Raw genomic sequence first — 14,793 nt, forward strand, 5'->3', positions numbered from 1 at the left:
TGTGGGGGGCGCGGGCTTCGTCGTTGCCGCCGGGGGCTCGGCAGCCCCCGGCGGTCACACCACCTGGTGCAGCCAGCGGACGGGCGCGCCCTCGCCCGCATGGCGGAACGGCTCCAGTTCGTCGTCCCACGGCTTGCCGAGGAGTTTGGCGATCTCGGACTCCAGGTCCGTCTCACCGCCGATCGAGCGGGCCAGCGCCGCGCGCAGGCGGTCCTCCGGGACGAGGATGTCGCCGTGCATGCCGGTGACCGCGTGGAAGATGCCCAGCGCGGGCGTCGAGCTGTAGCGCTCGCCCTCCGCCGTGGGAGACGGCTCCGCCGTCACCTCGAAGCGGAGGAGGTCCCAGCCGCGGAGCGCGGAGGCGAGCTTCGACGCCGTGCCGGGGCGGGCCCGCCAGGAGAACTCCGAGCGCCAGGTGCCCGGCGCGGCCGGCTGTCTGATCCAGTCCAGCTGCACCCGCCCACCGAGGACACCCGCCACCGCCCACTCGACGTGGGGGCAGAGCGCGCGCGGTGCGGAGTGAACGTACAGGACTCCACGTGTCGTCACCGGGACCTCCAGTGTGGGACGAGGTTCGCCTTCCCCAGCGGCCTGTCATCAGTAAACAGCATCGGGGGTTATTCTCCGGAAAAGCGACAGTATGTGACGTGATGTGATGTTCGGATGCCACCCGAGTGGAGCCGGGCGTCCGAGGGAGCCACTGGTCCGACGGGGAAAAACTACCGCGCCCGGCCGTCCCGGGGGTGACGTACCGTCGGTCCGGGGCCCTTCTTCGCTCAGTCTTCACCCGGCAGAGCGTCCGGGCGTGAAAGAGGAGGAGACCAGGCCATGCCGGATCGGTCCGTACGGCACCGCTCGCGCACCGCACTGGCCTGGCTGGCCGCCCTGGCGTTCGCCGGTACGGCGGTGCTGACCGGCTGTGACGCGGGACACGACGGGACGACGAAGGGGTCGGCTCCGGCCGAGCGCCACGCCCCGGCGGCGGGCCCCGTCTGGAACCCGAGTCCCGGTTCCATCGCGGCGGTCGGCGACTCGATCACGCGCGGGTTCGACGCCTGCTCGGTGCTGGCCGACTGCCCGGAGGTGTCCTGGTCGACGGGCACGGACAGCGCGGTGAAGAGTCTCGCGGTACGCCTCCTCGGCGCCCGCGCGGCCGGTCACACCTGGAACCACGCCGAGACGGGCGCCCGGATGGCCCAGCTGCCGGAACAGATGGCGGCGGCAGCGGCGGAGGACCCGGACCTGGTGACCGTGATGATCGGCGCCAACGACGCCTGCCGGGACTCGGTGCGGGCCATGACCCCGGTGGACGACTTCCGCGCGTCGTTCGAGGCGTCGATGCGCCGGCTGCGCGGCGGGGCGCCCAAGGCGCAGGTGTACGTGTCGAGCGTGCCGGACCTGAAGCGGCTGTGGTCGCAGGGGCGTGCCAATCAGCTGGGCAAGCAGATCTGGAAGCTGGGCATCTGCAAGTCGATGCTGAGCGACGCGGACAACATGGGCGCGGCGGCGGTCGCCCGCCGCGCGGCCGTGCAGGACCGCGTCGTGGCGTACAACGAGGTGCTGCGCGAGGTGTGCGCGAAGGACAGCCGCTGCCGGTACGACGGCGGGGCCGTGTTCGACTACCGGTTCACCGGCAAGCAGCTCAGCCAGTGGGACTGGTTCCACCCCGGCCGCAACGGTCAGGCCAGGCTCGCCGAGATCGCCTACCGCAACGTCACGGCGGTCCGCCCGCCCGCGTAAAGTCGGTGATCATGGAGACGCGTTCGAATACGGTGGTCGGTACGGAGCACTTCGGCACGCTCGGGGACGGCACCGCCGTGCACCGCTGGACGCTGGAGCGGGACGGCACGCGGGTGCGCGTCCTGACGTACGGCGGCATCGTGCAGTCGGCCGAGGTCCCGGACCGGGACGGGGCGCGGGACGAAATCGCCCTCGGGCTGCCGGACCTGGCCTCGTACCAGGAGTACACGGGCCCGTACTTCGGCGCGCTGGTCGGCCGGTACGCGAACCGGATCGGCGGGGCGGCCTTCGAGCTGGACGGCCGGACCCACCACCTCACGCGCAACGAGGGCCGCAACCATGTGCACGGCGGGGCGAGCGGCTTCGACAAGCGGGTGTGGGACGCCCGCGAGGTCGAGGGCGGTGTGGAGCTGTCCCTCGTCTCGGCGGACGGCGAGGAGGGCTTCCCCGGCCGGGTGGAGCTGACGGCGGCGTACACCCTGGACCAGGGCGGTGCGCTCCGGATCGCGTACCGGGCGGTGACGGACGCGCCGACCGTGCTGAACCTGACGAACCACACCTACTGGAACCTCGCGGGCGCCGGCAGCGGCAGCGCGCTCGGGCAGCGGCTGCGGATCGCGGCGGGGGCGGTCACCCCGGTGGACGCGGAGTCGCTGCCGACGGGCGAGTTCCTGCCGGTGGAGGGCACCCGGTTCGACTTCCGCGAGCCCCGGCCGGTGACCAGGGAGTACGACCACAACTTCGTGCTGGACGCGCAGGGGCCGCTTCCGGCGGCGGAGCTGTACGACGAGGTGTCGGGGCGTGTCCTGACGGTCACGACGACCGAGCCGGGGCTCCAGCTGTACACGGCGGACCACTTCGACGGGCGGCCGTTCGGCCCGTGCGCCGGGATCGCCCTGGAGACGCAGCACTTCCCGGACTCGCCGAACCGCCCGGAGTTCCCGAGCACGGTGCTGCGGCCGGGCGCGGAGTACGCGTCGACGACGGTGTACGGGTTCTCGGTGCGCTGAGGCGCCTCAGCCCTCGAAGGCCGCCTCGTCCCCGGCGTTCTCGTCGTCCGTCTCCTCCTCACCGGTCAGACCGCGGGCCAGCAGGGTCGCCCCCGCGACGGCCCCCGGCATGAGGAAGACGGCGACGAACGGCAGCATGAAGGCGAGCCCGAGCGGTACGCCGAAGCCGAGGGTGCGCAGGCGGTGGCCGCGCAGCAGGGCGAGGCGGTCCTTGAGCACCATGCCCCGGCGCTGGAGCGCGACGGCGGTCAGCTCCTCGGCGAGGAAGTACCCGGTGACGCAGAAGCCGATGAGGGGCACGACGGTCTGCCCGGCGACGGGCACGAAGCCGAGGGCGAAGAGGAGGACCGCGTACAGCCCGACGCGCACCAGGATGCGCACGCTGTCGCGGGCGGAGATCCACAGCTCGCGCCAGAGCGGCAGCCCGGACTCGGGGACCGTGCCGCCCTCGGTGCGGTCGACCTCCTCGGAGAGCGCCTCGTAGAAGGGCTGTCCGACGAGCAGGGTCACGGCGGTGAAGGTGATCACGGCCAGGAAGAGGCCGAGGACGAAGACCAGCACGGTCAGGGCGTTGCGCAGCAGGCCGGGCCACGGCGACGACCAGTCGTCGGCGAACGGCGTCGCCCACTCCACCAGGTCGTCGGCGCCGTAGCCGAGGCCGATGAGGGCGCCCGCGTACAGGACGAGGGTGATGAGGCCGGGCAGCAGCCCTATGCCGAACCATCTGCCGTGACCGAAGACCCAGCGCTGACCCTTGATCAGACAACCGAGCCCCGCCCCGAGATCACGCATGGCGTCAGCCTAACGGGATCGGGGGCGGGGCCTGTCCGGCGGGGAGGGGCAGGTCAGGCGACCGAGAGCTCCACCTTGATGTTGCCGCGGGTGGCGTTCGAGTACGGGCAGACCTGGTGGGCCTTCTCGATGAGCGCCCGCGCGGTCGCCGCGTCGACGTTCGGGATGGTCGCGGTGATCGCGACCTCCAGGCCGAAGCCGCCGGCCTCGGTCTTGCCGATGGAGACCGCGGCGGTCACCGTCGAGCCGGAGATGTCGGCCTTCTCCTGGCGGGCGACGACGCCCAGCGCGCCCTGGAAGCAGGCGCTGTAGCCGGCGGCGAACAGCTGCTCCGGGTTGGTGCCGGCGCCGCTGCCGCCCATCTCCTTCGGCGGGTTGACGACGACGTCGAGCTTGCCGTCGTCCGAGGAGACGCGGCCGTCACGGCCGTTCTGCGCGGTGGCGACAGCGGTGTACGCGACGGCGATGTCCTGAATGGTCATGCTGAGGATTCCTCCTGCTGGTGCGCCGCGACTCGCGCCCACGATCGCGACGGCCTGGAACGAGACTAACGGGTGCCGGCGGGGCGGTTCAGCCGAGGGAGACGATCATCTTTCCGGTGTTCTCGCCGCGCAGCAGGCCGACGAACGCGTCGAAGCCGTTCTCGATGCCCTCGACCACCGTCTCGCGGTACTTCAGCTCGCCCGATGCCAGCCAGCCGGCCACCTCCTGGACGAACTGCTCCTGGAGGTCGGAGTGGTCGGCGACGAGCATGCCCTGGAGGCGCAGCCGCTTGCCGATGACCAGTGCGAGGTTGCGCGGGGCGGGGGTGGGCTCGGTCGCGTTGTACTGGGCGATCATGCCGCAGATGGTGGCGCGGCCGTGCACGTTGAACGAGGAGATCGCGGCCTCCAGGTGTTCGCCGCCGACGTTGTCGAAGTAGACGTCGATTCCGTCGGGGGCGGCCTTGCGCAGCTGCTCGCCGACGGGCCCGTCCTTGTAGTTGAACGCGGCGTCGAAGCCGTACTCCTCGACGAGGAGCTTGACCTTCTCGTCGGAGCCGGCCGACCCGATGACCCGGGAGGCGCCCTTGATCCTGGCCATCTGCCCGACCTGGCTGCCGACCGCGCCGGCGGCGCCGGAGACGAAGACGGCGTCGCCCTCCTTGAAGGACGCCACGTCGAAGAGTCCGGCGTAGGCGGTGAGCCCGGTCATGCCGAGCACGCCGAGGTAGGTGGAGAGCGGGGCGAGCGAGGCGTCGACCTTCACCGCGTGCTTGGCGGGGACGCTGGCGTACTCGCGCCAGCCGAGGCCGTGCAGGACGTGGTCGCCGACCTCGAAGCCCTCGGCGTTCGAGGCGACGACCTCGCCGACCGCGCCGCCGTCCATCGGTTGGTCCAGCTTGAACGGCGGGGTGTACGACTTCACGTCGTTCATCCGGCCGCGCATGTAGGGGTCGACCGAGAAGTGCAGGTTGCGCACGAGGACCCGGCCCTCGGCGGGCGCGGTCACCGGTGCCTCACGCAGAGCGAAATCCTCGGCCTTCGGCCAGCCGTGCGGACGGGCTACGAGGTGCCATTCACGGCTGGACTCGGGAAGATTTGCAGACATGGGCTCGGGGTCTCCTCGATGTCGGTGTCTCTGTGTCGGTGTCTCGGCTGCTGCGAGGTGTGCGGTGCGGCGGCAAAAAGCTTCACCACATGAAACAACCATGCGCCTGGATATTTCACCTTGTCAAGCAACTGGGTATCCTGGGTGTCATGGCCACCTCGCGCATAGATCCCCTGACCCTCGAAGTCATCGAGCTCATCGGCACCGTCGTGGCGCGCTACTACGAGGAATACGAGCAGGCCGCGGCCACGCACAGCCTCACCGGCGCGCAGGCGCGGGTCCTCGGGCTGCTCTCGGTCGAGCCGCTGCCGATGCGCCGGATCGCCCAGAAGCTGAAGTGCGAGCCGTCCAATGTGACCGGCATCGTGGACCGGCTGGAGGCGCGCGGCCTGGTGGAGCGGCGCCCGGACCCGGCCGACCGCCGGGTGAAGCTGGCCGCGCCCACGGAACTGGGCACGCGGACCGCGCTGCAACTGCGCGAGGCGCTGGACTTCGCCCGCGAGCCGCTGGCCGGGCTGTCGGACGCGGACCGCACGGTGCTGCGGGACCTGCTGCGCCGGATGGTGGGGACCGGTCCGGAGGCCGGACCGGCACCATGGAGCGCATGACCGCTCCCACCCCCTTCGGGCCCCGCGAGTTCCAGCTCGTCCTGCTGCGCCGGATGGCCGACCACCAGCCCGGTCTGGTGGAGGACGCCCGGCACGAGCTGAGCGCGACACTCGCCGAGATGCGGGAGGCGAACCGGCGGTGGCAGGCCATGGTGCGGGGGCCCCGGGGGCGGGGCGCGCTGCGGCGCTACCGCTCGGTCCTCGGTGAGCCGGGGGCGGCCGGGCGGCGGGTCATCGGTGACCTGGAGTTCGACGTGCTGCGGTGGGCGGTGCCGCTCTGGCCGGAGCTGCGGTTCGAGGTGATGGTGGCGCCGGGTGGGGCGGTGTGGAACGAGTGGCTGGTCCGGGCGCCGGACGCGGCGGGCCCCGAGCTGCGGACGGTGGCGGACCTGGTGCCGTGGTCGTGCACGGTGGACGAGGTGGCGCGGGCCTTCGCGCCGGCCCGCCCGATGGAGGGCAGCGCGCCGACGCGATGGGCGCTGGGGATCGGGGACGGGGCGGGGGCGTGTGTCGCGGAGTTCACGTGGGGGTTGTTGCAGCGGGTGGTGCCGGTGGGTGGGGGCGGGGCGGTGTCCTCAATCGCCGGACGGGCTTGAACTTGCCGTTCGGGCGCCCGTGAACGCCGGACAGGCCGGGACCGCCGACGCGGGCGTTGAACGGCCGACGCGCGTCCGCAGACGCCGGACAGGCCGGGACCGCCGACGCGGGCGTTGAACGGCCGACGCGCGTCCGCGGACGCCGGACAGGCCGGGACCGCCGGCGCGGGCGTGAACTGCGGGCGGGTGTCCCTCCTACGGCGCACCCCAGCGGGCGTGGTGGTTCCTCGCGGCGCACGATTCGAGGAGAGCCGGCTGTCCGTCGGTCACCCTCAACGCTCTCGGGAGGACCCGCCGTGACCGTCAGCCTTGAGCAGTTGCGCCGTTGCCATGTCGCCGTCGACCTCGGGGCCTCCCGTACCCGGGTGTACGTCAAGGGGCCCGGCCTCGTCGTGGACGAGCCGAGCGTCGCCGCCGTCAACATCCGTACCGGCTCGCTCATCGCCGTCGGCGCACTCGCCGAACAGATGACGGGCCGCACTCCCCACTACATCCGGGTCGTCCGCCCCGTGTCCGGCGGGACCGTCGTGGACATCGAGATGGCCCAGCGCATGCTGCGCCACCTGCTCGGCGAGAAGCTCCGCCGCCAGCTGCGCCGCAAGCCCTGGCTGCGTGCCGCGGCCTGCATCCCGCACGAGAGCGATCCGCTCGCCCGCCGGGCCGCCGTGGAGACCCTGGTCGGCCTCGGCGCGCGCCGGGTCGAGCTCGTGGACACCCTGATCGCGGCGGCCGTCGGCTGCGGGCTGCCCGTCGAGCAGCCGACCGCGACCATGATCATGGTGTGCGGGGCGGCGACGACGCAGATCGCGGTGCTCTCGCTCGGCTCGATCGTGACGGCGGTACGCCTGCCGATCGGCGGCGACGCGATCGACCACGCGGTGATCCAGCACCTGCGCCAGTACCACGAGCTGATGCTGCCGAGCCAGTCCGTGCGCCCCCTCCAGCTCGCCCTCAACGGCAACGGGCTGACCGCGCAGGGCCCTTCGGTCACCGAGATCCACGGCCGGGACGTGGCGACCGGGCTCGCCCGGTCCGTCGAGGTCGACACCGCCGCGATCCGGCAGGCGATCCACCGCCCGCTCACCGCGGTCCTGGACGGCCTGGGCAAGGTCCTGCGGGAATGCCCGCCCGACCTGGTCGCCGACCTCGCGGACTGCGGGATCATGATGGTCGGCGGGAGCGCCCTGCTGCCCGGCCTCGACCAGATGCTGCGCGACGCGACGGGCATGCCGGTGCACATCGCCGAACGGCCCGACGCCTGCTCGATCCTGGGCCTGGGCGCCATGCTGGACGGGGAGATCAGCCCGATGGTCCTCGATCCGCTGGCCGGCTGACCGGCGCGCCGGGACCGGCCGATGACCGACGAGCCGGCCGGCGCGGCGCCGGAGCGCGGCCTGCCGGAGTCGCCCCTGCTGCCACGGCTCCTGGAAGCGGTGCTGAGCGTCGGCTCGGACCTCGAACTCCGGGCCACGCTCCAGCAGATCATCGACACCGTGACCGCCCTGACCGGCGCCAGGTACGGGGCGCTGGGCGTGCTCGACCCCGGGCACGGCACGATCCGAGAGCTGTTCGTCCGCGGGATGAGCGAGGCCGAGCAGGCGGCCATCGGCGACTTCCCCGACGGGCACACCGGCATGCTCGGCGCCCTCGTGGACGCGCCGGGGCCGGTGCGCTCCGACGACCTGTGCGCCGACCCGCGCGCCACCGGCGTCCCGCCCGGCCACCCCCCGGTGCGCTCGTTCCTCGGCGCCGCCATCCGGGTCCGCCACGAGGTCTTCGGCAACATCTACCTCGCCGGGAAGACCACCGGGCACTTCACCGAGACCGACGCCGGGCTGCTGCGGGTCCTCGCCGCGCAGGCCGGCATCGCGATCGGCAACGCCCGGCTGTACGAGAGCGCCCGGCAGCGCGAACGCTGGATCGAGGGCGCGGCCGCCGTCACCAACACCCTGCTCACCGGCGAGAACCTGTCCGACGCGCTGACGACCGTGGCGGAACGGGCCCGCATCCTCAGCGACGCGGCGGCCGGGGTGATCCTCCAGCCCACCGACGAGGGCGGCATGGAGATCGTCGTCGCCTCCACACAGGAGGACCCGGCCGGGCTCGTGGGCACGGCCATCGCGCCCGGCTCCCCCGTCCTGGTCCAACTGCTGGGCGGCGAGGCGGTGTTCATCGACGACTCGGCGACCGATCCCCGGATGACGACACCGGTACGGTCCCGCTTCGGCCCCAGCATGATGCTGCCGTTGCAGAGCGGGGGCCGGCTCATCGGGACCCTCGCCCTGCCCCGCGGGCGCGGCGCCCGCCCGTACACCGACCTGGACCGGCTGCTGGCCGCCCAGTTCGCCTCGCAGGCGGCGCTCGCCCTGGTCCTGGCGGACTCGCAGCACGACCGGGAGCAGCTGGCGGTGTACGAGGACCGCGACCGGATCGCGCGCGACCTGCACGATCTGGTCGTCCAGCGGCTGTTCGCCACCGAGATGATGCTGGAGTCGACGCGCCGGCGGGCCGGTGCCGGGGAGACGAGCGAGCTGCTCTCCAAGGCGGTGGACGAGCTGGATTCGACGATCCAGGAAGTGCGGACGGCCATCTTCGCCCTCCAGCAGCCGCCCGCCGAGGCGCCCGCCACCTTCCGGGGCCGGGTGCTGCGGGAGACCGCGGGCGCGGCGGCGGTGCTCGGCTTCCAGCCGTCGGTGCGGTTCGCCGGGGCGGTGGACGCGCTCGTGACGGAACCGGCGGGCGGGCGGCTGCTCGCCGCGCTGCGGAGCGCCCTGGCGGCGGCACACCGGAGGGACGGGGTGTCGGCGATCGAGGTGGCGGTGGACGTGACGGCGACGCTGCCGGACGGGCGGGGCGCGGTCCGCCTCACGGTCGCGGACGACGGGCGCGATCCGGACGGTACGCGGGCGCCGGTGGTGACGTGGGAGGCGCCGCTGTGAGCCGGGGCGTCACGGGCCGCCGGGCGCCGCTCTGAGGGCGACACGGGTGTGGGAGTGCGCGACGCCCGCCTCGCGCTTGAGGCGGCGCAGGAGGGTGTCGAGCGCCGCGGTGTCGGCGGCGGTCGCCCGTACGAGATAGTCGTGTCCGCCCGTCACGTGCACCACCTCGGTGATGCCTGGCAGGGCCAGCACCGCCCGTTCGAACGTCTCGTTGGTGGTGTCCATCCGCAGGGTCACGTCGATGAAGACGACGAGTCCGGTGCGGGTGTCGGCCGCGGGGTCGATGATCACCGTGAAACCGCGGATGACACCGTCCTTGCGCAGCCGCCGCACCCGGTCGGCCGCCGCGTTGGCGCTGAGCCCGACCCGTACGCCCAGGTCGCGGTACGAGATCCGGGCGTCCTCCTGGAGGACACCGAGGATTTCCCTGTCCAGACGGTCCATGGTCCCAATTGTCGCAGCTTCGGCGCGGATGAGAAGCCGGGCGGGGGCCGGAACCCCTCCCCCGTATGGCGCACGCCGACGGGCTCGCGGCCCGTGCCCGCCCTTGACTGGCCGTGTGGACACAGCCGTGAAGCAGTCACCCGCACCGTCCGGAGCCCCGCCGTCCGCCGCCTATCGCAACCTGGTGATGGCCACGATCGGCTTCACGCTCACGTTCTGGGCCTGGAACCTGATCGCGCCCATGTCGGCCGACTACAAGGACCGCCTGGGGCTGAACTCGTTCCAGCAGTCGCTGCTGGTCGCCGTGCCGGTGCTGGTCGGCTCGCTGGGCCGTATCCCGGTGGGCGCGCTCACCGACAAGTACGGGGCGCGGCTGATGTTCCCTCTCACCTCGGCGCTGACCGTCGTGCCGGTGCTGCTGCTGATCCCGGCGAAGGACTCGTACGGGGCGATGCTGGCGGTGGGCTTCCTGCTGGGACTCGGCGGGACGACGTTCGCGATCGGCATTCCGCTGGTCAACTCCTGGTTCCCGCCCGCCGATCGCGGCCTCGCGCTGGGCATCTTCGGCATGGGCATGGGCGGGGTCGCGCTGTCCGGCTACTTCACCCCGCGCATCGCCGGGCACGGCGACAACCTGCCGTTCCTGGTGGTCGCCGCCGCGCTGCTGGTGTACGCGGCGCTGGCCGCCCTGCTCGTCAGCGACCGTCCAGGCCGCCAGGTGCCGACCGATTCGCTGGTCCACCGGCTGGGCGCGGCGGGCAGGCTGCGGGTCACCTGGGAGCTGTCCGCGCTGTACGCGATCGGCTTCGGCGGCATCGTGGCGTTCGGCGTGTACCTGCCGACGTATCTCAAGACGTGGTACGCGCTGTCGCCGACCGACGCCGGTACGAAGGCGGCCGGGTTCGCGCTGGTCACGGTCATCTTCCGGCCGATCGGCGGCCGGCTGTCGGACCGCATGCACCCGGCGCTCGTCACCTCCGCGGCGCTGGGCGTCGCCGCCCTCACGGCCATCGTCCAGGCGTTCGACCCGCAGCTGTCGCCGGGCGGCACGATCGCGCTGCTCGTGATGGCGGCGGGCCTGGGCACCGCGAGCGGCAGCGTCTTCGCCCTGGTCTCGCAGGTGACCCCGCAGGCGAAGGTGGGCAGTGTGACCGGGATCGTCGGCGCGATGGGCGGGCTCGGCGGTTTCGTGCCGCCGCTGGTGATGGGCGCGATCTACAGCGCGAAGGACTCGTACTCGATCGGTTTCATGCTCCTGTCCGACCTGGCCCTGGCGGGCTGTGTGTACGCGTACGGCCGCATGCGGAACATCCAGCGGGACGGGTGAGGGAACCGTCACATCCCGGGCGCCCCGGTTCGAGCCGGATTCGAGGGACGGGGACGCGGTATCGCTCTAGGGTGCCCAGGGTGATGCCACTTCTGCCTGCACTCCAGGACGTGTCCGGTCCGGCGGCCGCCCGAGAAGCCGTCCGGTTCGACGAAGTCTCCCTGACGTACGCACAGCTGACCGAGGTCACGGACGCGCTCGCGGCCCGGCTCGCGGGCGCCGGCCGGGTCGCCGTCTGGGCCACACCGACCGCGGGGACCGTCGTCGCCGTGGTCGCCGCGCTGCGGGCGGGCGTACCGGCCGTACCGCTGAACCCGAAGACGGGGGAACGGGAGCTGGCGCACATCGTCGCGGACAGCGCGCCCTCGGCGGTGCTGGCCTCGCCGGACGACGTGCTCCCGCCCGCCCTTGCCGCCCTGGAGCGGGTGGACGTCACCACGACGGCCACCGGCCCCGCCCCCGCGGCGCCCTCCGAGCCGGACCCCGAGGCCCCCGCCCTGGTCGTGTACACCTCCGGGACGACCGGGCCGCCCAAGGGGGCCGTCCTGCCGCGCCGGGCGCTCGCCGCCTCGCTGGACGCGCTGGAGGACGCCTGGCAGTGGACCGCCGACGACGTCCTCGTCCACGCGCTGCCGCTGTTCCATGTGCACGGCCTGATCCTCGGCGTGCTCGGCCCGCTGCGCCGGGGCGGTTCGGTGCGCCACCTGGGCCGGTTCTCCCCCGAGGGCGTGGCGCGGGAGCTGGGCGCCGGCGGCACGATGCTGTTCGGTGTGCCGACCATGTACCACCGGCTCGCGGAGGCGCTGGCGGACCCCGAGGCCGGCGCCGGTCTCGCGAAGGCCCTCGCGGGCGCCCGGCTGCTGGTCTCCGGATCGGCCGCGCTGCCGGTCCACGACCACGAGCGCATCGCGGCGGCGACCGGCCGCCGGGTCATCGAGCGGTACGGCATGACGGAGACCCTGATGAACACGGGCGTACGGGCCGACGGCGCCCCGCGCCCCGGCACGGTCGGACCGCCCCTGCGCGGCGTGGAACTGCGCCTCGTCGAGGAGGACGGCAGCCCGCTCGCCGACGCGGAGTCGATCGGCGAGATCCAGGTGCGCGGACCGAACCTGTTCACCGGCTATCTGAACCGCCCCGACGCGACGGCCGCCGCGCTCACCGGGGACGGCTGGTTCCGTACCGGCGACATGGCCACGCTCGACCCCGACGGATATGTGCGCATCGTCGGCCGCAGGGCCACCGACCTGATCAAGAGCGGCGGCTACAAGATCGGCGCCGGCGAGATCGAGAACGCCCTGCTCGACCACCCCGGCGTCCGGGAAGCGGCCGTCACCGGCGAACCGGACGCGGACCTGGGCGAGCGGATCGTGGCCTGGGTGGTGCCGGCCGACCCCGCCGCCCCGCCCACCGCCGACGCGCTGGCCGGCCATGTCGCGGCCCAGCTCGCCCCGCACAAGCGCCCGCGCACGGTCCGCTACCTGGACGCCCTGCCGCGCAACGACCTGGGCAAGATCATGAAACGGGCGCTCCATGGCTGAGCGGCTGACGGCACGCGAGGCGATCGCCGCGCTCACCGCCGGCTTCACCGAGTCCGCCGCCCCCGCCGGGGACACCGCGGGCGACGGCCCGCTCGGCTGGGCGGGCTACGCCGATTCCCGGGCGCGGGCCACCGCCCGTACCGGCGAGCAGGAGTCCGTCGTCCACGGTACCGCCACGGTCGGCGGGCATCCTTGCGTCCTGCTCTCGTTCGAGTTCGGCTTCCTGGGCGGCTCGCTCGGGCAACGCACCGGAGACCGGCTGGAGGCCGCGTACGAGGAGGCCATAAACCGGCGGCTGCCGCTCGTCTCGCTGATCGCGACGGGCGGCAGCCGCATGCAGGAAGGCATGATCGCGCTGACCCAGCTGCACCGGGTGGCCCGCGCGTCGGCCCGGCTGCGGGCGGCGGGGCCGGCCCAGCTCGCGGTCCTGCGCGACCCGACGACCGGCGGCGGCTGGGCCACGCTGGGCGCGGGCGCCGATGTGATCCTGGCACTGCCCGGGGCGCAGGTCGGGTTCGCCGGTTCCCGGGTGCGTCCGGCGGACGCGGACCCCGCCGCGTACGGGGCCGAGGGCCAGCTCGCGGCCGGTTCCGTCGACGCGATCGTCCCGCCCGGGGAGCTGCCGGCCACGGTGGGCCGCTGGCTGGGCCTGCTCGCCCACCACGACGCCCCGCCCGCGCCCGCCCCGGTCCCGGACGCGCTCGGGGTGACCGACTTGCCCCGCACGGGCTGGGACGCGGTCCTGCGGGCCAGGGCGGCGGACCGGCCGCGCGCCGGGGCCTACCTGGACGCCTACTTCGACCTGCGCCTCCCGCTGAGCGGCGACCGCTGCGGCGGCACGGACCCGGGACTGCTCTGCGGGTTCGGACTGCGCGAGGGGCGGCCGGTGGCGTACGTGGCGCAGTGCGGCACCGCGACGCGCCCGGCCGGGTACCGCACGGCGGCCCGGGTGATCAGGCTCGCCGACCGGCTGGGGATCCCGGTCCTCACCCTGGTCGACACCCCGGGCGCGGCCAACGACGCGGAGGCGGAACGTTCCGGCGCGGGCGCGGCCATCGCGGACGCCTTCGCGGCGATCGCGGCGGCCCGGGTCCCGGTCACGACCCTGGTGATCGGCGAGGGCGGATCGGGCGGCGCGCTGGCCCTGGCCGCGCCGGACCGCACGCACGTCACCCCGGACAGCTACTTCTCGGTCATCGCCCCCGAGTTGGCCGCGGCGATCCTGAAGCGGGACCCGGACCGCGTCCGGGCCACGGCCGGCCAGCTGCGACTGCGCCCGCAGGACCTGGTGGACCTGGGCGTGGCCCGCTCGGTGGCCGGTGCGCCGGGCCGACGCGCAGGAGCGGCCGAGGGTGGCTAGCGTGGACGGAGGGGGCAGACCCGTCACCCGAGGAGATGACCCACCATGCCCGCAGAAGCAGAAGGCACGCCGTGCTGGGCAGACGCGACGGTCGGCGACCTCGCAGAGGCGAAACGCTTCTACGGTGAGCTGCTGGGCTGGACGTTCGGCGACACACTGGCCGAGTACGGCAGCTACACCCAGGCCTTTGTGAACGAGAAGGCGGTCGCCGCGCTGATGCCCCGGCAGTCGGAGCAGATGCCGACCGGCTGGTGCCTGTACCTGGAATCGCCCGACGCGGCGGCCACCGCGTCGAAGATCCGCGACAACGGCGGCACGGTCCAGGTGAATCCCATGCAGGTCGGCGAGTTCGGCACGATGGTGGTGGCCGACGACCCCGGCGGGGCGACCTTCGGCGTGTGGCAGCCCGGCAGCCACAAGGGCTTCGGGGCCCGGACGGTGCCCGGCGCCTACAGCTGGGCCGAGGTCTTCACCCGTGAGCCGGAGAAGGCGGACGCCTTCTTCTCCGCCGTCTTCGGATACGGCGTGCAGCGCATGGCGGACGACGCGGTCGACTTCACCCTCTACGACCTGGGCGCGGACCCGGTGCTGGGCCGGATGAAGATGGGGGACGACTTCCCGCCCGAGGTGCCGCCGCACCTGAACGTGTACTTCACGGTCTCGGACTGCGACGCGGCGGTGGAGAAGGCGAAGTCGCTGGGTGCGACGCTGCGGTTCGGCCCGATGACGATCCCGTTCGGCAGGTTCGCGGCGCTGACGGACCCGGACGGCTCGCCGTTCTCGCTGATCGACAGCGGGACGACGGGCGGTGAGATGCCGAAGCTGGAGAGGGTGAGGTGACGTAGC

Annotated in this window: 15 protein-coding genes; 10 read left to right on the plus strand and 5 right to left on the minus strand. The window is 73.3% G+C overall.

The genetic code is table 11. The features are described from left to right. Positions 1-54 precede the first annotated feature (54 nt). Positions 55-549, minus strand: coding sequence for a DUF3145 domain-containing protein (locus B082_RS0135185; protein WP_018556467.1), 495 nt, complete (start codon positions 547-549; stop codon positions 55-57). Between the two features lie 279 nt (positions 550-828). Between B082_RS0135185 and B082_RS0135190 the strand changes: the two genes are divergently transcribed. Continuing rightward, on the plus strand, positions 829-1,740 hold the full coding sequence (locus B082_RS0135190; protein WP_018556468.1) for an SGNH/GDSL hydrolase family protein: 912 nt from the start codon (positions 829-831) through the stop codon (positions 1,738-1,740). 11 nt (positions 1,741-1,751) lie between these two features. Continuing rightward, on the plus strand, positions 1,752-2,750 hold the full coding sequence (locus tag B082_RS0135195; protein ID WP_026250513.1) for an aldose epimerase family protein: 999 nt from the start codon (positions 1,752-1,754) through the stop codon (positions 2,748-2,750). Between the two features lie 6 nt (positions 2,751-2,756). On the opposite strand, the gene B082_RS0135200 is transcribed toward B082_RS0135195, so the two are convergent. The 3 genes from B082_RS0135200 to B082_RS0135210 all read right to left on the minus strand — a co-directional run bounded on the left by B082_RS0135200 (position 2,757) and on the right by B082_RS0135210 (position 5,132). Next, positions 2,757-3,542: an EI24 domain-containing protein gene (locus tag B082_RS0135200; RefSeq protein ID WP_018556470.1), complete on the minus strand. Its 786-nt coding sequence runs from the start codon at positions 3,540-3,542 to the stop codon at positions 2,757-2,759. A 53-nt stretch (positions 3,543-3,595) separates the two neighbouring features. Beyond that, positions 3,596-4,024: an organic hydroperoxide resistance protein gene (locus B082_RS0135205; protein ID WP_018556471.1), complete on the minus strand. Its 429-nt coding sequence runs from the start codon at positions 4,022-4,024 to the stop codon at positions 3,596-3,598. A gap of 88 nt (positions 4,025-4,112) precedes the next feature. Further along, positions 4,113-5,132 carry an NADP-dependent oxidoreductase gene (locus B082_RS0135210; protein ID WP_026250514.1) on the minus strand — a complete coding sequence of 340 codons (1,020 nt, stop codon included), beginning with the start codon at positions 5,130-5,132 and terminating at the stop codon, positions 4,113-4,115. Positions 5,133-5,281: 149 nt separating this feature from the next. Between B082_RS0135210 and B082_RS0135215 the strand changes: the two genes are divergently transcribed. From B082_RS0135215 to B082_RS0135230, 4 genes are all read left to right on the plus strand, one after another. Beyond that, positions 5,282-5,740 (plus strand): MarR family winged helix-turn-helix transcriptional regulator, encoded by a 459-nt coding sequence (locus B082_RS0135215; protein WP_018556473.1) that lies wholly within the window; start codon positions 5,282-5,284, stop codon positions 5,738-5,740. Continuing rightward, positions 5,737-6,336 (plus strand): hypothetical protein, encoded by a 600-nt coding sequence (locus B082_RS37345; RefSeq protein WP_199783894.1) that lies wholly within the window; start codon positions 5,737-5,739, stop codon positions 6,334-6,336. Before B082_RS0135215 ends, B082_RS37345 begins: the two co-directional genes overlap by 4 nt. A 296-nt stretch (positions 6,337-6,632) precedes the next feature. Next, positions 6,633-7,670, plus strand: a complete 1,038-nt coding sequence (locus B082_RS0135225; RefSeq protein WP_018556475.1) for a rod shape-determining protein — start codon at positions 6,633-6,635, stop codon at positions 7,668-7,670. A gap of 21 nt (positions 7,671-7,691) precedes the next feature. Next, the gene (locus B082_RS0135230) at positions 7,692-9,275 is read left to right on the plus strand and encodes a GAF domain-containing protein (RefSeq protein WP_018556476.1); all 1,584 of its coding nucleotides are present in this window, start codon (positions 7,692-7,694) and stop codon (positions 9,273-9,275) included. A 9-nt stretch (positions 9,276-9,284) separates the two neighbouring features. Here the strand turns inward: B082_RS0135230 and B082_RS0135235 are convergent, their stop codons facing one another. Continuing rightward, positions 9,285-9,719: an Lrp/AsnC family transcriptional regulator gene (locus B082_RS0135235; protein ID WP_018556477.1), complete on the minus strand. Its 435-nt coding sequence runs from the start codon at positions 9,717-9,719 to the stop codon at positions 9,285-9,287. Positions 9,720-9,834: 115 nt separating this feature from the next. On the opposite strand from B082_RS0135235, the gene B082_RS0135240 reads away from it, so the two are divergent. From B082_RS0135240 to B082_RS0135255, 4 genes are all read left to right on the plus strand, one after another. After that, positions 9,835-11,046: a nitrate/nitrite transporter gene (locus B082_RS0135240; protein WP_026250515.1), complete on the plus strand. Its 1,212-nt coding sequence runs from the start codon at positions 9,835-9,837 to the stop codon at positions 11,044-11,046. Positions 11,047-11,126: 80 nt separating this feature from the next. Next, positions 11,127-12,587 carry an acyl-CoA synthetase gene (locus tag B082_RS0135245; RefSeq protein WP_199783895.1) on the plus strand — a complete coding sequence of 487 codons (1,461 nt, stop codon included), beginning with the start codon at positions 11,127-11,129 and terminating at the stop codon, positions 12,585-12,587. Continuing rightward, the gene (locus tag B082_RS0135250) at positions 12,580-13,947 is read left to right on the plus strand and encodes a carboxyl transferase domain-containing protein (RefSeq protein ID WP_018556480.1); all 1,368 of its coding nucleotides are present in this window, start codon (positions 12,580-12,582) and stop codon (positions 13,945-13,947) included. The genes B082_RS0135245 and B082_RS0135250 overlap by 8 nt, the downstream gene beginning before the upstream one ends. 45 nt (positions 13,948-13,992) lie before the next feature. Next, positions 13,993-14,787, plus strand: a complete 795-nt coding sequence (locus B082_RS0135255) for a VOC family protein (RefSeq protein ID WP_018556481.1) — start codon at positions 13,993-13,995, stop codon at positions 14,785-14,787. Positions 14,788-14,793: the final 6 nt, after the last annotated feature.

This window comes from Streptomyces sp. ATexAB-D23 (assembly GCF_000373645.1).
GTDB lineage: Bacteria > Actinomycetota > Actinomycetes > Streptomycetales > Streptomycetaceae > Streptomyces > Streptomyces castrisilvae.

Coding starts and splice junctions, on each gene's coding strand:
- B082_RS0135190 (WP_018556468.1), top strand. CDS start 829: ATGCCGGATCGGTCCGTACGGCACCGCTCGCGCACCGCACTGGCCTGG.
- B082_RS0135195 (WP_026250513.1), top strand. CDS start 1,752: ATGGAGACGCGTTCGAATACGGTGGTCGGTACGGAGCACTTCGGCACG.
- B082_RS0135200 (WP_018556470.1), bottom strand. CDS start 3,542: ATGCGTGATCTCGGGGCGGGGCTCGGTTGTCTGATCAAGGGTCAGCGC.
- B082_RS0135205 (WP_018556471.1), bottom strand. CDS start 4,024: ATGACCATTCAGGACATCGCCGTCGCGTACACCGCTGTCGCCACCGCG.
- B082_RS0135210 (WP_026250514.1), bottom strand. CDS start 5,132: ATGTCTGCAAATCTTCCCGAGTCCAGCCGTGAATGGCACCTCGTAGCC.
- B082_RS0135215 (WP_018556473.1), top strand. CDS start 5,282: ATGGCCACCTCGCGCATAGATCCCCTGACCCTCGAAGTCATCGAGCTC.
- B082_RS37345 (WP_199783894.1), top strand. CDS start 5,737: ATGACCGCTCCCACCCCCTTCGGGCCCCGCGAGTTCCAGCTCGTCCTG.
- B082_RS0135230 (WP_018556476.1), top strand. CDS start 7,692: ATGACCGACGAGCCGGCCGGCGCGGCGCCGGAGCGCGGCCTGCCGGAG.
- B082_RS0135235 (WP_018556477.1), bottom strand. CDS start 9,719: ATGGACCGTCTGGACAGGGAAATCCTCGGTGTCCTCCAGGAGGACGCC.
- B082_RS0135250 (WP_018556480.1), top strand. CDS start 12,580: ATGGCTGAGCGGCTGACGGCACGCGAGGCGATCGCCGCGCTCACCGCC.
- B082_RS0135255 (WP_018556481.1), top strand. CDS start 13,993: ATGCCCGCAGAAGCAGAAGGCACGCCGTGCTGGGCAGACGCGACGGTC.